General features: G+C 62.3%; 14 protein-coding genes. 12 read left to right on the top strand and 2 right to left on the bottom strand.

All coding sequences use genetic code 11. The annotated features are described in order from the left end of the window. Positions 1-106: 106 nt before the first annotated feature. A complete protein-coding gene (locus ACILSL_RS22715) occupies positions 107-448 on the bottom strand; it encodes a hypothetical protein (protein ID WP_395734357.1) in 342 nt (113 codons plus the stop codon). Between ACILSL_RS22715 and ACILSL_RS22720 the strand changes: the two genes are divergently transcribed. The 4 genes from ACILSL_RS22720 to ACILSL_RS22735 all read left to right on the top strand — a co-directional run bounded on the left by ACILSL_RS22720 (position 434) and on the right by ACILSL_RS22735 (position 5,273). Further along, positions 434-856: a hypothetical protein gene (locus tag ACILSL_RS22720; protein ID WP_395734358.1), complete on the top strand. Its 423-nt coding sequence runs from the start codon at positions 434-436 to the stop codon at positions 854-856. The genes ACILSL_RS22715 and ACILSL_RS22720 overlap by 15 nt on opposite strands. Before the next feature lie 59 nt (positions 857-915). Continuing rightward, positions 916-2,685, top strand: coding sequence for a hypothetical protein (locus ACILSL_RS22725; protein ID WP_395734359.1), 1,770 nt, complete (start codon positions 916-918; stop codon positions 2,683-2,685). 636 nt (positions 2,686-3,321) lie between these two features. After that, positions 3,322-4,647 (top strand): hypothetical protein, encoded by a 1,326-nt coding sequence (locus tag ACILSL_RS22730; RefSeq protein WP_395734360.1) that lies wholly within the window; start codon positions 3,322-3,324, stop codon positions 4,645-4,647. Between the two features lie 56 nt (positions 4,648-4,703). Next, a complete protein-coding gene (locus ACILSL_RS22735; protein WP_395734361.1) occupies positions 4,704-5,273 on the top strand; it encodes a hypothetical protein in 570 nt (189 codons plus the stop codon). A gap of 76 nt (positions 5,274-5,349) precedes the next feature. Here ACILSL_RS22735 and ACILSL_RS22740 read toward each other — a convergent pair whose 3' ends face one another. Further along, positions 5,350-5,646, bottom strand: a complete 297-nt coding sequence (locus ACILSL_RS22740; RefSeq protein ID WP_395734362.1) for a hypothetical protein — start codon at positions 5,644-5,646, stop codon at positions 5,350-5,352. Positions 5,647-5,664: 18 nt separating this feature from the next. Here ACILSL_RS22740 and ACILSL_RS22745 point away from each other — a divergent pair, with 18 nt between their 5' ends. The 8 genes from ACILSL_RS22745 (at position 5,665) to ACILSL_RS22780 (ending at position 19,132) form a co-directional block, all read left to right on the top strand. Continuing rightward, on the top strand, positions 5,665-5,955 hold the full coding sequence (locus tag ACILSL_RS22745) for a hypothetical protein (RefSeq protein WP_395734363.1): 291 nt from the start codon (positions 5,665-5,667) through the stop codon (positions 5,953-5,955). Positions 5,956-6,237: 282 nt separating this feature from the next. Then, on the top strand, positions 6,238-7,920 hold the full coding sequence (locus tag ACILSL_RS22750) for a hypothetical protein (protein ID WP_395734364.1): 1,683 nt from the start codon (positions 6,238-6,240) through the stop codon (positions 7,918-7,920). A gap of 157 nt (positions 7,921-8,077) precedes the next feature. Further along, a complete protein-coding gene (locus ACILSL_RS22755) occupies positions 8,078-10,309 on the top strand; it encodes a HEAT repeat domain-containing protein (protein ID WP_395734365.1) in 2,232 nt (743 codons plus the stop codon). A 282-nt stretch (positions 10,310-10,591) separates the two neighbouring features. After that, on the top strand, positions 10,592-12,157 hold the full coding sequence (locus ACILSL_RS22760) for a hypothetical protein (RefSeq protein ID WP_395734366.1): 1,566 nt from the start codon (positions 10,592-10,594) through the stop codon (positions 12,155-12,157). Beyond that, positions 12,108-12,731 carry a hypothetical protein gene (locus ACILSL_RS22765; RefSeq protein WP_395734367.1) on the top strand — a complete coding sequence of 208 codons (624 nt, stop codon included), beginning with the start codon at positions 12,108-12,110 and terminating at the stop codon, positions 12,729-12,731. The genes ACILSL_RS22760 and ACILSL_RS22765 overlap by 50 nt, the downstream gene beginning before the upstream one ends. 178 nt (positions 12,732-12,909) lie before the next feature. After that, positions 12,910-14,688 carry a hypothetical protein gene (locus ACILSL_RS22770; protein ID WP_395734368.1) on the top strand — a complete coding sequence of 593 codons (1,779 nt, stop codon included), beginning with the start codon at positions 12,910-12,912 and terminating at the stop codon, positions 14,686-14,688. 154 nt (positions 14,689-14,842) lie between these two features. Continuing rightward, positions 14,843-17,359 carry a HEAT repeat domain-containing protein gene (locus ACILSL_RS22775; protein ID WP_395734369.1) on the top strand — a complete coding sequence of 839 codons (2,517 nt, stop codon included), beginning with the start codon at positions 14,843-14,845 and terminating at the stop codon, positions 17,357-17,359. Positions 17,360-17,803: 444 nt separating this feature from the next. After that, entirely contained in the window at positions 17,804-19,132 is a 1,329-nt protein-coding gene (locus tag ACILSL_RS22780; protein ID WP_395734370.1) for a hypothetical protein, read from the top strand. Positions 19,133-19,138: the final 6 nt, after the last annotated feature.

Here is a 19,138-nt window from a genome sequence, read left to right on the forward strand (position 1 = left end):
CGGCATCATCCAAACCGCACGCCGCCGAGCCCGCGGCTTCCGCAACTTCAACAATCTCAAAGCCATCTGCTATTGGATGGCTGGAGACCTCAACCTCAATATCCCTTCAGCGTTTACCCATCCTGTTTAGCGAAGCGCCGAAAGAAAGCCTGTAGGACAGCTGGGCATCAGAGGAGGCCTTGGGTTTGACCGAGATGGAAGGCCCAAAACCGTCTGCCTTTACGATGGCCACGATGAAACGAACAAGGCTGTCAGCGGAAAAAACGTCGCAGATGCAGCCGCATTTCTTCAGGCGGCCCAGTATTACGCAAGCAACCCCTATTGGGCGATCAACATCTCGCTGCGTGACTGGGAAAAGCATCTGCAAGCGATTCAAAGGAGTCTGGAAGGCCAGGGCCCAAAACAAGACCCAAGCAAAGGGATTGATCGAATCATGATTTTTGATCACGGCAGTTCAGGCAGCCAGGATTTTGGCAGTACCAGCGACCTTAAAACAGGAAAGCGGGTTAAGAACAAATTAACCCCCGGCTCTTCGGCATGGAAGACCATCACATCTTGCATCAAGCCCGGGGGTGACATCGTCCTCATGGGCTGCGAGACAGGAAAAGAAGCATGGGATGAAACAGGACCCGTAAAAAAACGCATGGCCGATGACGACGGCCCGTTGTTCCTGGACGCCTTGTACTATGCTGCCGACGCCAGACGCGCTCCCACCATCCATGCCTACGATGTCAATGTCAGACTGCGGACTCACAGTCAACGCCCCGGTGTAACGACTGGCAGGCAGATCACACGCACGAGGAATGGATTCCAGGAAAAGGGCCCTGAGAAAAAGCATGAAACATCCCCACCTTGACTCCCTTCCGCTGCCGCCGCACTTTCTCCATGCACTGCGCGCCCAGCGGTGCTCCGACCATGAAGCACGTCCTCCGCTCTTCTCTCCTCGCATGGCTCATGCCCCTGATGCTGACACCCGCCCCGCCCGCGCCCGCTGCCGATGACGGGCCTCCGCCAGACTACCATGCCGTGGTAGAGTCTCTTTTCAAGGAGGCGGACACCTGCAGGATCACCGGCCATCGGGTGGACGGCATCGTCTATGAGCTCGACCGCATCCTGACGAGCGAGCCTTCCCGGCAGAAGCTCAAGGAGATGTTTCTCGCGGAGCAGCCGCGCTACCTCGGCCGCGAGCTCCCGCCCCTGCTCGGAGAGCATGCCTCCAGCAGGCTGGAGTTCGTCTGGAAAAACGTGGAGCAAAAGGAGGTGGGCCGCGCTGCGCTGCTGGAGGGGGACCAGCTCCTGATCAATGGCAGCCTGCTCTTCACCCTCAGCCCCACCCCCGGGGAGAAGAACCTCGCCTTCCTCAGGCAGGCGGCGCACTTTGCCAATCGCATGGCCACCGCCGCCCCCGCCGGCACCCCGAGCTACCGCCGCATCGTCAGCGGATTTTTTGCCCGGGCGGCCGCATGCAAAATCACCGGCTACCACAACTTCCGGCAGGAGAATCCCGAGATCAATTACACCACGCCAGATGCAGCCGCGCTGCAGGAGCTGAAACGGATCCTGCTGCACACCAAGGCTCTTTATCTCCGCGAAGCCAGGCCTCACGAGAGGCTCTTTGAAAACCACTGCCGCTACCAGTTCACCTGGCTGGATGCGCAGGGCGCCCCGGTGGGCCATGCGGAACTGGCTGACAGGGAGACGATCCGCCTGGAGGGCGGCAGCCTCTTCACAACCAACGACCATGGTGTCAGCGGCACCGATCTCACCCTGTTTCTGGGCATCACACGCCTGGTGGATCCCGGGCAGTTTCCGCCGCCAGGGGCGGACTGCCACGCGATGGTGCAGGCCCTCTTTTCAAAGGCCGCCTCGTGCAGCATCCAGGGCAGCTATGCACCGGCGGGTGTGAGCCTGCCTTATGACGTGAACTTCACGGCCTCAGACGCCCCCGCGCTTCAGGCCTTGCAGGAGATCTTTCTCTTTGAAAAACCCTGCTATGACGGCCGCACCGAAGGGGATGCCATCCACATCACAGCCCCCTCCCGCCTGCACTTCACCTGGAAGGATGCGCAAGGCAGGGAGCTGGGCGGCGCCTCCCTGCTCAATGAAGACAGGCTGGAGTTTGAGCCCGCGCATGAGGTCTTCTGCACCACCAGCGAGTACTGCGGCCGGCGCAACATCACCCTCCTCACCCGTGCGGCCCGCTTCGCGCTGCCCCACTACTTTAAAAACGCGGCGCAACCCGGCTACCAGGATCTGGTGCAAGGCCTCTTTGCCAAGGCCGCCGCCTGCCGGATGAAAGGCTGGTACACGGACGTGGAGACTGACACCACCCACGATGTGGACTCCACCGCAGCGGATGCCCCCGCGCTGCTGGCGCTCAAGCAGATCCTCCTCAGTGAAAAGCCGGACTACCGCGGCATCACCGAAGGGAATGACGACAGCCCCATCCTCAGCTCCAGCCTGCATCTTTTCTGGACGGACGTGCAGGGAAAGAAGCTGGGCCGCGTGGCGCTGCTCAGTGAGGGTCTGATTCTCTTTGAATCCACGCATGACCTCTTCACCCTCAGCTCCGGCCCAGGAGGAAGAGCAAACACCACGCTCCTCAATCAGACTGCTCGCCTGGCACTCCCCGCGATTGATGGCAAACCCCAGCCCCCTCAGAACGACAGCGCGGTGAAAAAATAGGTGCGCCATGCCATCCGCAAGGGCGTGTGGGCCAGCGGTCGAAGCCGCCGTCCCTGGGGGGAACCCCGTGCGCCACTATGCGCCAAAACGCTGCCTGCGAGTTACTCATTCAGCTCATTGCACTTCAACAATCTGGCACAACTGATTTGCACATAATGCCTGACATCCCCCCGCACCCTTCCCCTTCCCCTGAATTTCATCACCGCCACCCCTAAAGCCGCCAGGAGAGGGATCATCCTGATCCCTCCACGCTCCGCCACAGCCACCGCTGCGCCATCCAAAGCCATCACCCGTAAAGCCCGATCTCATCATTTAATACCACATCGCGGTATCTTTTTTTGCATTCCCAAATCACGGCCCAGGACTTCCCCCCATGGCCTTCATTTTCTCCACCTCCCACCTTCCTGAATCCCGTGTCCGCCGCCCTGATCACCTTGAAGAAGAGGAGGACGACGACGAGGGCAGCATGCAGCAGCCACCGCCCCGCCCCGCGCCGGCGGCGTCCGCGCCTTCAGCCACCTGCCGGTGCGTGACAATCCTGCGCCTTCCACCGGCCCGCTCCGAGAAGACAGCACACGCAGAGAGATCGGCCCGCTCCCTCCACGCTCCGCCACGCCCTCCACTTCCAGATCTCCCATGTCAGAGGCGCAGGACTATGCCCCTCCGCCAGAGGCAGACTCTGACCACGCCCCCGAGGACGACACCGCCCCGCAAGACCGCGCAGACGACAGGCCTTGGTACATGCCCCGCATCACCGCCCAAGACCTGCCCCCGCAGGATCACCCTGAGGACGCACACGCCCCCTCCCCCAAATCCTGGGAAAACACCACCCGCAGCTCCGGCTTCGACGACGCGCCTCCCGCAGATCGCAGCACATCCACCACCCGCAGCAGCGGCTACTCCCCCACCCCGCAAGACCTCCGCGACGACTTCCACTCTCCCGCCCCTGACTCCCCTGTCCGGCAAGCCCCCGCTCAAAACAACAGCCCCGCCCTGCCGGGAGGCCTCATCTTTGAACAACGCAGCGCTCCAGAGGCGTTTTTGAGGCAGCAGATGGGAAAGGCTGCCAGCGGACCGCCGCCACAACAACGCCTCCAAGAATCGCAACAAACCCCTGCAGCGCAGCAGCAGCCAGTGCGTGGGTCCACTCCGCCGGCAAACGGCAACAACCCCGCAGCGCTTGGCCAGCCCGTCAGCCCCTATCAGGGACAAGCCCCAGAAAAGAGGGATGAGGGACGGGGGGCATCACCAAGAAATAACTCAGAGGTCAAGACCTCCAGCAGCAGCCCGGAAGGCTGCGGCAGCAAGGGCGACCTGTATGACATCGGGGCTCCTGCCGTAGATCATTCAAGAACGGCCGAGCGGGTTTTAGCTCTGGCCGCAGAAGGCAGTGGGCTTGGCACCACCCGGCCCAGCAGCAGTCGTGACAAGGTCGATATGACGCCGAAGACCGAAAAGGACGCCAACGGCAAGTACGTTGGGTCTGTGTGCATCCCGCGCATTCATACCAACGCATACACCTGCTACATCGCCAGGCAGCAGCTCCGATGGACCTCGGGCAAACCGGGTGCAGATACGGCAGATATCACCGCCAAGACGGTGGCCGATGTGACGGCGCACGAAAATGCCCACGTGATGGTCTATCAGTCCGTTGGACGGCGCATCTCCAAATACTACGGGGAAAATGTGTTCAAGATCAAGACCAAGCCTTATGCCACCGAGGAGGAGGCAAAGCGAAAGGTGAAGAACATGGAGCAGATTTTCTGGCTCAACTGCAACACCGCGTTCAAAACGATGGCGGAGACCTACAACGCACTGCACTTGTCGGCCAACATACGTAAATACGATGGCGGATCAGGCAAAGAATGGTATGAACCAACTCCGGACTGGTTTACCAGCCTGGGCCTGGATGGCAAGATTCAAACGCATCCCGTGAATGTGCCGGTGCCGACAGACCCGTAAGCCTTTGGAAGAAACCTATGAAAAATTATCTCCAGCTCTTCCCTGCATATCTCCTTATGACGACTGCCTGCCTCCTGGGGCAGGCCCCCGGGCCGACTGTGTACACCGGCGCGCAGATTCTGCCTTTCTTAAGGCTCTATGATTTGAAGGGCCTGGGTGATCTCATCCACAAGGAAGACTCTGTGGGCAACAAGGAGGTGGCGATTTCACTGGATGAAGATGCCTGGAACCAAGTGCCGTTCAAGAAGATAGACGTGGCGGACGATTATGCGGCGCTCAAGACCGCTGATGATACCTACTATCCGTTGTGCCCATTTCTGCCCCCCACGCTGGAGAAGCTTGCAGAAGCGCGAAGCTACCAGGAAGTGCTGCAGACTCTGGTGCCGCCATCCCGCTCAGAAAATGAAGCCTACTTGCCCATCATGGATGTGCCGGTCTCTGTGCGGACGCTGGAGGAGTCACACGTCAGTTTTGACCTGCACCTGAGGGCGGCGTACCTTCATCAGGACAGGATCGTCTGGATCGAGTGCGCCATGACCTACAAGGAGAGCCAGGTGGCGCGGTCTCAATCCACCCCCTTTTATGAGTCGGTGATTCAGATCCATGTCTCGCCGAAATATAAATGAGCCATTGGATGCAAAATTTAAGCAGATGACTGCTCGTGGCGCTTGAAGGCGAAGAGAGCTGTTGTTTGCGAGCCCCTCATCCCTCCCCAGGCGCCAGCGCATGCTTCACGGCGTTGCGCGCAGTGGCAGATGCAGCCCGGCTTTCTTTGATGGCATCCGCCTTCAATTGTTCGCCGATCCTTTTCAGCAATCCAGTCACAGCTTCATCAGGCACAGCGCTGATGCCCTGCACCACCTGCGCGCTGCGCCCGGCCATCTCAATGCGCAGGGCTGGATAGGAGGCGCTGTGCGGCCAGAGGGTGAGCAGCATGCTCAGCACGGCCTTCCGCTCCGCGGCGCTGAAGAAAAGATGCCAGGCATTTGGCTTTGGCAAATCAATCGATCCAACACATTGACTGACAAATGGCTGCCTGAGGCATCCCAACACGCACCAGGGCGTGATTTCATCTCCCGCTTCTGGCCGCACAGCGCGGGTGCCGATGCCGCGCACACCGCGCTGCGCCACGCCATGGCCCGGCGCACGAGCCAAGTCCTCACCACTTCTTTGAAAACGCGCCCGCTGGACGAGCCCACCCGCAAAGTCCTGCGCACCCTTTCCACCCAGCTTGCCACAGACACCGCGCCAGACTGCTCCACCGCACTCAAGCAGGTGCAGGCCGCTCTGGGGGAGGATGTGAAGTAAACGCGCGCTGGCGAATACCGCCGCGTGAGCAAGGAACCAGGCCGCGTTTTGTCAGCGCAGAGCGGAGGGTGTGTGCGCAGCGCATGGGACCAGGATGGTCCCACTCCTTCCAATCCACCCGGCGCCTCCGGCAGGAGAGGGATCATCCTGATCCCTCCACGCTCCGCCCGCCACCACCGCTCCTCACACCGAAAGCCGCCCAGCAAGCACATTCTTTCATCTTATACCCTCTCGTGGTATCTTTTTTATTGCATTCCCAAATCTGGGCCCAAGACTTCCCCCATGGCCTTCATTTTCTCCACCTCCCACCTTCCTGAAACCCGCACCCGCCGCCCTGACCACCTGGAAGAGGTGGAGGAGGAAGATGATGAAAACATGCAGCAGCCCCCGCCCCGCGCCGGCATGGTGCGCGCCTTCAGCCACCAGCCAGAGCCACGCCCTCTCGCGGACACCTCAGGCCCGCTCTCCACACGCCCAGCTACTCCCGTCGGCCGCCCACGACCGCATGTCGATCCCGGGGCAGACGTCGAGACCGATGAAGGTCTCGACACAGACCATGCCCCAGAGGCGGATTCCGACCACGAATCCGGCAACCACGCTCATGAATACGAGAACGACACCCCCTGGCACATGCCCCGCATCGCCGCCCAAGACCGGCCTCCGCAGGGCCGTGATGAGGATGAGACTGGCCCCCACCTGAACCGCCCCGTCCGCGACTCCAGCTTCGACGACACGCATTCTGCTGAACGCAGCGCATCCACCACCCGCAGCAGCGGCTTCTCCCCCTCTCCGCAAGACCTCCGCGAATTCTTTCACTCACCCGCCGGAGAAGTACCCGCACAGGACAACAGCCCCGCCATGCTCCGAGGCCGCATCTTTGAAAAGCGCCTGCCTCCCGGCCTCCTCGGCCAGAGCTCAGGCCAGTTCCAAAGCCTCGCTGGCAATCCTGAATACCATGATCTGGTTTACCGCCCCGGCAGCGTGGAGCATGAGCCGCATCAAGCCGACGTCTTCCTCCAGAATGTGGCGGACACCCGAACCGCACGGGAGGCTCCGGCACGTCCCAAAGCACCGCAAACATTCGCGCAGAATGTCAGTCCTGCTTCGAAACCACCACCGGGCACGGCAAATGGTGCCGTTGCTGCCAATGCATCCGCCCCCGGCTCGGGAGACCCAGATCAAAGATCAAACATCTCAATCCACGACGATCAAAAATCCCCCTTTGCGCAAGCTGTGCAGGATGCCCTGAACAAAGAAATCGAGGAGTCTCCCACGACCGCTGCAATCATGAAAGCAGTCAGGAGTCTTCCCAACAAGATCCGAATCGTTCCAAAAACGGCAAACGGCGAGGCAACCATGAGCATCGGCGATGACGGCACCGTGACCATTCAAATCAATCTGCAAGAACTGTCTGGCGCAACCTTCGGGCACGAGCTGTCCCATGTGATTCAGCGGGTTGCATTTAAAAATGAGTATAAAAAAGCCAGCGAAGAAGCCCCTGCCCACCCTGACCCCAAACAACCCACCCCCTTTGAGCGGGCACGGAAGAAAGCCAGCGAGGCGCTGAACCAAATCATCAAGGTGGCATATCGTGGAGATTCCGGGGACGACTACACGGAAAACGAAGCCGTTCGCGTGTCCAACATTGTGACGGCGGAACGAACAGCCGCCAAAATCAAAGAACAGTTCAAGGGCAGAACCAACGTCACCCCGGAGGAAATCGCCAGAGCTTTCTGGCTGGAAGCGCGGAAGCTGGAGGAAGGCAAACATTTCAGAAACACGCATGCCATTCCCATGCTCACAAGGTACGGCAATCATGATTTTACCCACGTGGCAAACACATTGGGAAATGGAGTCACGCCGGAAATGCTGAAGAAGGTGAGGAACTCCATGGACCAGCCCCCTTATCAAACATTTTACATGCCACCCGCACCAGCATCCCAGCCCGCGAAGAGACCCCGATGAATGCGCTCTTCAGATTCGTTTGATCCCCCTCTCCTGTTTCGTCACCGTTCACTGTTGCAAATCATTTGAGGTGGGTTCAGCCTGCGGCATGCGGCACTCAGCCATCTCAAAGGCTCTTGGATCACGATTCGGACACCGTCTGAGCCTGGCTGCCGCCATGCTGCTCTGCGGCTTCGCCGCGCAGGCATCTGAATCCAGACCGCAGATGCCGCCGGAGGCAAAGCCAGCGGCATGGCAGCTCGCGGGCATCGAGGCGGCGCTGAAGGATCCAGACCTATGGGTGCAGTACCACGCGCTGGACTACTGCAGGGGGAAGGAGTGGGTGGAGCAGCTTCACTTCCCCGCCGCGCAGTGGCTGCTATGGCTGGCGCACCCCAACCAGGAGGCGCGGGAGCTGGCAGCCAGGGCTGCCACGCAACTGGGCGCGCAGATGCCGCCGGAGGTGCAGCGCGCCCTGGCACGCCTGCAGGATGACACGGGTGCGGAGATCTCCGCACGAGGCGCCGCCACAGAGGCGCTCGCACACGTGGGCGGCAGCATGATCCCCGAGGTGCAGCTGGAGATGGCGGCTCTTCTCGATCAGCCACATACCACTTTGGAGCAGAGGATGGCCGCCAGCCGCATCCTCGGCGGGCTCGGGTCTGCCATGACTCCCGCCACGCTGAAGGCGCTGCTCTCCCTCCTGAAGAACCCGCAGGCCCCTGCTGAGGCAGCCTTCCATGCGGCGGAAGCAGTGGCAGGCCTGGGCACCAGCATGCCGCCACAGGCACGGGAGGCGCTGCTGGGCCTGCTGCTGGACACGCATGCCAGCCTCTCGCTGCGGCAAAGCGCAGCGGTGGCCATGGGTCGCCTGGGGCCGCAGATGCCACCCCAGGCGCTGGAGCTGCTGCGCACGGCACTGCGGGATCCCACCGCCAGCCATCCCCTCTATCTCAGCGCCGTCCCAGCCCTGGCCATGCTGGGGCCGGGCATGCCGCCGGAGGTGCCGCAGGCTCTGCTGGCCGCGTATGATGCCCAGCCGCCCGCGCAGGCCGGTGAAGATGCCAGAAAAGACCACATCCTGTTTCATGACTCCATCGCAGATGCGCTGAAGCTGGCAGGCCCCGGGATGCCACCCGCCCTGCAGCAGGGGCTGCTGGAGCGCTTTCTCAAGGCGGCACACACACCGCAGCCGCCCGCGACGGCAAAGGATGATTTTGACTCCATGATGCAGCGTGGATTCCTGGGGGCAGAGCTGCTCATTCTGGCCGGAGCAGGCACCCATGTGAGCCCCCCGGTGATGAAGAAAGTCCTGGCCGAGTTTTTGAACCCGGCCGCCAGAGATAAGTCACGACAGGCCATCGCGGAGAATTTCTTTGAGCCGCTTGCCAGCGATGGCGCGCTGCCGCCGGAGATCCAGCGCACGCTGCTGGCCACGGCGCAGGATGCGCGCGTCCTGCCAGAGCTGCGCGGACTCGCTGCGCTGACACTGGGCCGCCTGGGTGCCGGTGCCAGCCCGGAGGCAAAACAGACGCTGCTCACGCTGCTGCAAGACCCGTCCCCGGACTCAACCCTGCGCTTTTACGCGCTGGAGGCCATGGTGGCACTCGGCAGCCACATGCCGCCGGAGGCCGCGCCCACACTCGTGCGCATGATCCAGGCAGTCCACGCCGAGGACTCAGCCGCCCCTCCGCCCTTCCGCTACGAGTTGGGCCTCGTGGAGTTCGCCGTGCCCGCACTCGGAAATCTGGGCGAACAACTGACGCCCGAGGCGCAGGCGGCTTTGCTCGGCGTCATCCAGCACAACGGCGGCACCCGCCAGACGCCCTGGGACGCCGCCTACGCCCTCGCTCAGATGGGCGACAAACTCTCAGCGCAGACGCAGCAGCGCCTGCTCGCCCTGCTCAATACACCCGGGCCGGACATGGACTACGCGCTGCGCCTCGCCATCCGCCGCACGCTCGGTGTTTCCGGCCTCCATCCCGTCACCGACGCACAAGTCGCGGACCTCCTCGCCAAAACCTATGAGGGAGAGCCCGATGCCCAGCAGCGCTTTTACTTCTACCTCTGGCTGGGCCGCACCCCTGCACACCTCCAGGCCGTGCGCTGGCTGGGGCATACGGACACCGACCCGCCGCTGGGAGACACACCGCCGCAGGAGGTGCTGAGCCTCATCTCCCGCTTCTGGCCGCACAGCACCGGCACCGATGCCGCGCACACCGCGCAGCGCCACGCCATGGCCCGCCGCGCCAGCCAGATCCTCACCACATCTTTGAAAACGCGCCCGCTGGAAGAGTCCACCCGCAAAGTCCTTCGCACCCTCGCCACCCAGTTCGCCACAGATTCCGCCCCCGACTGCGCCGCCGCATTGAAGCAGGTGCAGGCAGCTCTGGTGGAGGATGTGAAGTAACAGCGCGCTGGCGAATACCGCCGCGTGAGCGGAGAACCAGGCCGCGTTTTGTCAGCGCGGAGCGGAGGGCAAGAGCGGAGCGTGTGGGACCAGGATGGTCCCACTCCTTCCAGATCACCCGGCGCCACCCGCAGGAGAGGGATCATCCTGATCCCTCCACCCTCCGCCACGCCACCACCGCTCCACACATCCAAATCCTCAGATCAAACCACATTCTTTCTCTTTATACCCTTTCGTGGTATTTTGTCTTGCATCTCCAAATCACGGCCCAGGACTTCCCCCATGGCCTTCATTTTCTCCACCTCGCACCTTCCTGAACCCCGCACCCGCCGCCCTGACCACCTGGAAGAGGTGGAGGAGGAAGATGATGAAAACATGCAGCAGCCCCCGCCCCGCGCCGGCGGCGTACGTGCCTTCAGCCATCTGCCAGCACCACGCCCCCTGGCGGACACCTCAGGCCCGCTTTCCACACGCCCAGCCACTCCCGTCGGCCGCCCGCGCCCGTATGTCGATCCCGAGGCAGACATCAAGACGGATGAAGATCGCGACACAGACCATGCCGCCGAGGCGGATGCCGGCTACAAGGACGACACCCCCTGGCACAGGCCCCTCATCACCGTCCAAGACCAGCCGCCGCAGGCTCACGATGAGAACTTGCGAGCTCAGGAGGAGGGCGAACATCCTGCCCCCGACCTCTACCGCAGCGGCGGTGCCCCCCCTTCCCCGCAGGATCTTTACACCGGCTTTCACTCCCCCATCGGGGAAGACTCCCCCAAAAACGCCCTCCCCTTCCAGCCCCCGGGCCAGCTCTTTGAGCGCCGCCAGTCTCAATCCCCGGCGGACAAAAACGAATACCACTATCTGGTGTATCGCCCCAGAAGCAGCCCGGACGATGAGCAGGATCGACGCGAAGAATTCTTCCAGAATACATCCGGCACCCGCGCCACACGGCAGGCGCCATCCGGCCCCCGGGTACCGCAGACATTTGCGCAGAGCGCCAGACCTGCGGCGCAGCCCGCACAGAAGGCAGGGCAAAACACTTTTGCCGCGCCGCCTCCGCCTCCCTCGCCACCCAAGGCGCCCGCCCCGCAGTCACAGGCAGGCATGGCGCGGAACGCTCTCAAATCTGTTCCTGAAGACCAAAGGCTGGCACAGGCAAGAAACCTGATCGATCTCAAAGTCCAGTACACCCTTCTTACCCAGGGGATACCGGGCCTGAAGAAAATGGTGTCCAGCGAAGCTGGTTTCTCCAAAAACATCCAGAGCGGCCTTCTCGACAACTACCTCAACGGGGCTCCGAAAAAACAATACAAGCTGACCCATCAGGAAGTTTATGACTCCAACATCGGCCTGAACTTCACCCGGTCCGCAGAATTCCAGAAGGCCTTGAAGGAGAACACCACCGGAACCACCCCCAAAGTTTGGACCTTCAAAGCCAATGTCCCCGCGATAGCGGGCACCAGCGCAACTCTCGGCAATTTCACCGCCCAGGTTGACATGAAGGTCACAAGCCACCTCGAAAAAGACAAGAATGGAAACTGGGTCACCAAGTGGGAGGTGTCGGGTGCTTTCACAGTCAATGACACCTATGACTTCGACATCGTGGACAAAGAGGCGGAAAGAGCCATCAATGACATGGTCAACGGCGTGAGTAACGGCCTGTATCAGGGAAGAACCCAGTCCGGTCAGCTCAAGACCCTTCTCATGTCACGCGTCCCCGGAACAGGATTTGCAGTCACCTCAGATCCCATTACATTCAGCCAGAGCTCGGATCAATCCACCGCACAAATCATCACCGATGTGGGAACCTACCCGCCAAAGCCTTCCTCTCCGCCGCCACCCAGGTAGCCTGGGGCTGCTGGCCCTGCTGCTGAGCGCGGCTGCGGCGCTCTGCCTCACGCCCTATGAGTTTCAGCGTCATCATAAGACCTCGGACGATGACATCGAGGTGCTGTATGTGTTTGATGACGAGGCCCTGTTTCAATACCGCTTTCCCACCTTTGACGGAAAGCGCAGCTACCGCCTGGATCTCGTCAGGGCGGTGCCCGGAGAGGAGCCGGAGGTGGCCAACGCCATCGGCGATGAGGTGCGGGCGGAGCTCGTTCAGGAGATCGAGTCAGGCTGCCGGGTCAGGCTCAAGACCGGCATGAAGCTGCTGCTGACAGGCTGCGAGCCGCCGCCAAGGCCAGACATGACGTTTGAGGAGCGCGAGAAATGGTACAAGACCCGAGACACGCCCTGGTGGCTGGTCGATGAAACCACCTTCTTCAAAGCCCGCACGCAGGAGGAGCTGGCAAAGGCCGTGCCTGAACTCAAGCCCGCGCTCGAAAACCTGAAGCTGCTGAAAGCGCCTGATTTTTTTGACCAGCTCAAAAAGGAGCCGGACATGGCCGTCCCCAAAAAAGCAGCCGCAGTCAGGTGACACCCTCAGGATGGTCCCACCCCATCCAAACCACCCGGCGCCTCCGGCAGGAGAGGGATCATCCTGATCCCTCCACGCTCCAGCACTCCAGCACTCCAACTTTACCACATAGAGTCATAGAATACCCTATCGTGGTATTTATTCTTGCATTCCCAAATCACGGCCGAAGACTTTCCCCATGGCCTTCATTTTCTCCACCTCCCACCTTCCTGAAACCCGCACCCACCGCCCTGACCACCTCGAAGAAGAGGAGGATGATGAGCCGAGCGCAGCGAACCGCAGCGCAGCGCAGATAGCCGAAGGCAAACAGACTGCCGCAGGCAGCCCGAAGGGTGAACGCAGTGAATCAACACGCATGCAGCAGCCCCCGCCCCGCGCAGGCATGGTGCGCGCCTTCAGCCACCTGCCAGCACCTCGCCCCCTGGCGGACACCTCAGGCCCGCTCTCCACACGCCCCGCCACCCCCGTCGGCCGCCCACGTCCGTACGTCGATCCCGAGGCAGTTGCAGATCATGCCCCCAGGCTGGACTCCGACCACGATGACAAAGCCCGCGCTCATGAATACGAGGACGACAGCCCCTGGCACATGCCCCGCATCACCGCCCAAGACCTGCCCCCGCAGGATCACGATGAGGATGTGGACGCGCCTGGCTCACGCTCCGCACCTATCGCAGCAGCCCGGCCGTGGGAGAATCCCAGGCATGACACCGGCTTTGACGCCACGCCCCCAGAAGGACGAAGCGCCCCGCGCGATCAAGGCGCCGGATCGCCCCATGAGCCGTGGGACATTCACGCAAGATCAGAGCCGCTTCAAAGCCTGGCAGACAAGGCTGCGTATCATGATGACCTTGTTCATCGAACCGGGGGCGGCCCGGAGGATGCGCAAGATCAGCGCGGCGGCTTCTTCCAGAATGCGGCCGCCACACACAGCCCACGGCAGACTCAAACAGGCAGGCCGGAAGATTCCAGAAGCAACCTTGCAGCCCCCGCCCAACCCGTGGCTGCCCCGCTGCCGAAAGGGCGCAGCCCCGCTCCTTCCACCACGGGCAGCATGCCCGGACCGCACGGGGCGGCATCACCGGCTCCAGGAGCCACACAGAGTCCCTCCTCCCCCCCCGCGAAAGCCGCCCCTTCATCACCTCAGCCCACGACACCAGGCGCAACCAAGGAAGTGCCCGTACCACTCAAGATAAATCCGGGAGATGAAGCATCTGTGGATGCCAGAGGCCGAAAATTTGGCGACACCGTTCGTTCCGTCATGCGTGCAGAACTGGCGGGCTCTCCCATGGCTGCAGCATTGCTCAAGCGTGCCGTCGAGCTGTCGGGAAAACAGGTCATCATCCAAATGATACCCCATGATCCCAAAAGGAAGGATCAAAAAGAACAGGAAGCATGGTCCGAGATCGGCCCTGATGGCACCATCATCATCCACATCAGTCCGACAAACCTCAAAAGCGGAACGTTGTCTCATGAAGTCTCCCATGCCATTCAGGGCTGGCATTTGGAAGCCGCGAAAAAAGACAAAATGGCCAAGGCAGGCACAGATGCCCTGTCCGAAGGCGAGATAAACAATGCCATCCGCGCAGGAAGGGCCGAACTTAACAAAGTAGTGAAGGTACGGGCTGAGGAGGATGACCTGAGCCATCCTGCGGACTACAAAGAAAATGAAGCGGTGCGCGCCGCCAACATCGTCACCGCAGAACTAACGGCCGCGGAAATCAAAGCGGAACTTGAAGCCCACCCGGTCAGCGACCCCAAGATAATCGCAGACATGTTTTGGAAAAAACAAACCGCCCTTCGAGAAGCCAGCGGGCACGAGACCAACACTCCACGACCACTCCCAATTGGCACAAAATATGGCCATTACGACTTCGCTCGTGTTCTCGAACTGCTGGGAAACAACGTCACACTGGATCACTTGATCCAATGGCGGTTTGATCATTTGGGAGGCAACTGAGCAGCCTCGGACTATCCGGTTAGAAGCCGGGGCTCGCTCCCGAAACGCAGGCGGCGCAGCCCCCTGCGCACGTCATGGCGGTGAGAATGCGCACGGGGAGCACTCTCCATTTTTAAGTTTGCCAGAACAGCGTCGGCTCATCAACATTCAGCCTATGCATCACACCTTCGCCCCTGCATGCTGCGCGCTGCGCCATTCAGCCCTCTCGCTTGCTGTGCTGCTCTGCATGCCGCCCGCCGCACCGGCCTCCCCGCCCATGCCCCGGATGCCGCCGGAGGCAAAGCCAGCGGCATGGCAGCGCGCGGGCATCGAGGCGGCGCTGAAGGATCCTGACTCTGGGGTGCAATATCACGCGCTGGACTACTGCACGCGGAAGCAGTGGGTGGCCCAGCTTCACATCCCCACCGCGCAGTGGCGGCAGTGGCTGGCACACTCCAACCAGGAAGTGCGCGGGCTGGCCGCCAGGGCTGCCGTGCAGTTGGGCGCGCAGATGCCGCCGGAGGTACAGCGCGCGCTGGCACGCCTGCAGAATGACAAGGGTGCGGAGTTCTCCGCGCGGCGTGCGGCCACGCTGGCTCTGGGAGGCCTGGGCGCTGGCATGATCCCCGAGGTGCAGCTGGAAATGGCGGCCTTCATCCAGAGTGCGGGCATCGACTTGGAGCAGCGCATGGATGCCTGCAAAGCCTTGGGGGAGCTGGGCAGCTTCATGACTCCCGCCACGCAGCAGGCACTGCTCTCGCTCATGCAGCACCCGCTTGCGGCCGGGGGAGCCAATGGCTACGCGGCAGACGCGCTGGCACGCCTGGGCCCGCACATGCCGCCCCAGGTGCGGGAGCTCATGCTCAGCACGCTGCTGGACCCCCGCGCGGACTCCCTGCTGCGCAGCACCGCCGCAGAGGCCATGGGCCGCCTCGGGCCGCAGATGCCAGCGCAGGCGCAGCAGTTCCTCCTCTCCGTGCTGCGCGATCCCCACAGTGACAGCAACCTGCGCTACACAACACCCGCCGCCCTGGCGCAGCTGGGGCCGCAGATGCCCCCGGAGGTGCAGCAGGCCCTTCTGTCCGTGTATGACGAGCAGCCGCCGCCGACCGCTGACGAGGATACCACAAACTCCCACTTCGTATTTCACCAGCACGTGGTGGAGTCGCTGCAGCAGGCAGGCCCCGGGATGCCACCCGCCCTGCAGCAGAGGCTGCTGGAGCGCTTTCTCAAGGCCGCACGCACCCCGCAGGCGCAGCCTCAGCCGCATCCCTATTTCAGCGCCATGATGGAACGCTCCCGCCTGGGAGCCGAATTAAGCATCCTGGAACACGCAGGCGCGCATGCCAGCCCGGACTTTCTGCACACCGTCCTCGACGAGTTTTTGGGCCCGACCCTCAGCAACGCCGCGCGGGAGAGCCTCGCCTGGCATGTGCTGCAGCCGCTCGCCAGGCGTGGCGAGCTGCCGCCGGAGGTGCAGCAGACTCTGCTGGCCTGCCTGCAGGATGAGAAAGCCCGCCTCGAGACACGCCGGCAGGCCGCGCACACCCTTGGGTGCCTGGGAGCAGACGCCAGTCCGGAGGCCAGGCAGGCTCTGCTCGCCATCGTGCAGGACCCGAAGCAGAAGCCCACCCTGCGCTACCACGCTCTGCTGGGCATGCAGGCGCTGGGCGCGCACATGCCGCCGGAGGTTGCGCCCGTGCTGGTGGGCATCCTCCAAAGGAACACCAACCCGCCTTCCCCCCCGAAGACCGAGCCCGCCCCGCTTCCTTTCACAGGGCCCGATCCCTTTGGTGAAATCACCACGCCCTCTCCTGGCACCCCGCCAGCCTCCAGCACCGCTCCGCCCACTACTCCTGCTCCGCCACCTTCCACAGGTCTCGATCCCTTTGCTCCAGAAACCACGCCGCCCTCCACCAGCACTGCTCCTGCACCCGCTCCGCCCGCCCCAGCCGCCAGCCCGGACGCAGACGACGTGAACACCGCAGACGAGTTCTCCATCGAGGTCGCCGTACCCGCCCTTGGCAATCTGGGACCGAAGATGCCAGCGGAGGCGCAGACAGCCCTGCTCGGCGTGATCCAGCACGGGGCTGGCCCCTACCAAACGCGCTGGGACGCCGCCCTCGCCCTCGCACGCATGGGCGGCAAACTCCCGCCCCAGACACAGCAGCGCCTGCTCGCCCTGCTCAACACACCCGGGCCACGCATGGACTACGCACTGCGCCTCGCCATCCGCCGCACGCTCGGTGTTTCCGGTTTCCATCCCATCACAGACACACAGGTGGCAGACCTGCTCGCCAAAACCTATGAAACAGGCCCCGATTCCGAGGAGCGCTTTTACCTCTACCTCTGGCTGGGCCGCACACCCGAACACCTTCAGGCCGTGCGCTGGCTGGGGCACACGGACACCGACCCGCCGCCGGGAGACACACCACCGCAGGAGGTGCTCTCCCTCATCTCCCGCTTCTGGCCGCACAGCACCGGCTCCGATGCCGCGCACACCGCGCTGCGCCACGCCATGGCCCGGCGCACGAGCCAGCTCCTCACCACTTCTTTGAAAACGCGCCCGCTGGATGAGCCCACCCGCAAAGTCCTGCGTACCCTCTCCACCCATTTCGCCACAGACACCGCGCCAGACTGCGCCACCGCACTCAAGCAGGTGCAGACCGCGCTGGTGGACGATGTGAAGTAACAGCGCGCAGGCGAATACCGCCGCGTGAGCGCAGAACCAATCCGCGTTTTGTCAGCGCGAAGCGGAGGGCGCGTACGAAGCGTACGGGACCAGGATGGTCCCGCTCCTCCCAAGCCACCCCGTGCCTCCGGCAGGAGAGGGATCATCCTGATCCCTCCCCGCTCCGCCACACCCACCGCTCCGCACACCCAAAGCCATCTCTCTAAATACCGCATTTAATTATACAATACCACATCCCGGTATTTTGGCCTTGCATCTCCAGATCACGGCCCAAGGCTTCCCTCATGGCCTTCATTTTTTCCACCTCCCATCTTCCTGAAACCCGTGTCCGCCGTCCTGAGCCGAGCGCAGCGAACCGGAGCGCAGTGGGTCGAAGACCGCCGGAGGCAAATAGCCGAAGGCAAACAGACTGCCATAGGCAGCCCGTACCGTAGGGCGAACGTAGTGAGTCAACACCTGGAGGGAGAAGAAGAGGACGAGGAAGTCATGCAGCAGCCCCCGCCCCGCGCCGGCATGGTACGCGCCTTCAGCCACCCGCCGGTGCGTGACAATCCTGCGCCTTCCACCAGCACGCTCCAAGCAGACAGCCCACGTGGAGGAATCGTCCCGGTCCCTCCAGGCTCCGCCACCCCCTCCACTTCCAGATCTCCCATGTCAGAGGCGCAGGATTATGCCCCCCCGCCAGAGGCAGACTCCGACCACGCCCCCGAGGACGACACCGCCACGCAAGACCACGCTGACGACAGGCCTTGGTACATGCCTCGCATCACCGCCCAAGGCCTGCCCCCGCAGGATCACCCTGAGAACGCACACGCCCTCGCCCCCAAACCCTGGGAAAACACCACCCGTAGCTCCGGCTTCGACGACGCGCCTCCCGAAGACCGCAGCACCTCCAGCACCCACAGCAGCGGCTTCTCCCCCTCTCCGCAAGACCTCCGCGACTCCTTCCACTCTCCCTCCCCGGACTCTCCCACCAGAGAAGCCCCCACCCTGCCCCAAGGCCGCATCTTTGAAAAGCGCCTGCCTCCGGGCTTCCGAGCCCAGGGCACAGGCCAGCTTCCAGTACTGGCGGACAAACCTGAATACCATGATCTGGTGTATCGTCCCGGCAGCGCCGAGAACGGGCAGCATCAGGCAGGCGGCTTCTTCCAAAATGTGGCCGACACCCGCACCACACGGGAGGCTCCATCAAGTCCCAAAGCAACGCAGACATTCGCGCAGATCGTCCGGCCCGCACCGCCTTCAGTCACCGGAAACACCAAGGACACCAGAGACCCTTTGACTATTCTCAGTGAAAAATTCGCGGATTTTCCAAAGGTTGTGGAATCCCTTCAAGGCTTGAACAGGCTGCCGACAGGACGGCTGATGATCGCAAAACTGGCTTCTGTGGCAGATAAAATTCATATTGGCCTGGCGCTGTCAGGAAAAAGCTACATCGACCACAATGGAGTCTTCCGTGTGCGAAGGGACATTGATCCGGCGACACTGGGTCACGAATTTCAGCATCTCGGAGAAATGCTGTTTGGCACCGAAGATCCATTCATCAAGGTGTCGCACCCTTCCGATGCGACCGCTTATCCAGAAACGGGCAACATGGGCAAGGAGTTCCGCGCAATGAGAATCCAAAACCAACTGCTGCTTGAACGAGCCCGAATGATGCGAATCTTCCCGCTGCTGAACCAGCATTACTATTTCGATGACAAAACCAAATATCGCATTCCCGGCGGGCCACTTCCGCCGCCGCTCCCGGTCGTCCCCATTCCGTTCTTATAACCTGCT

Origin of the sequence: Prosthecobacter sp. (assembly GCF_044222345.1) — a bacterium.
In the GTDB taxonomy this organism is placed as follows: Bacteria; Verrucomicrobiota; Verrucomicrobiia; order Verrucomicrobiales; family Verrucomicrobiaceae; genus Prosthecobacter.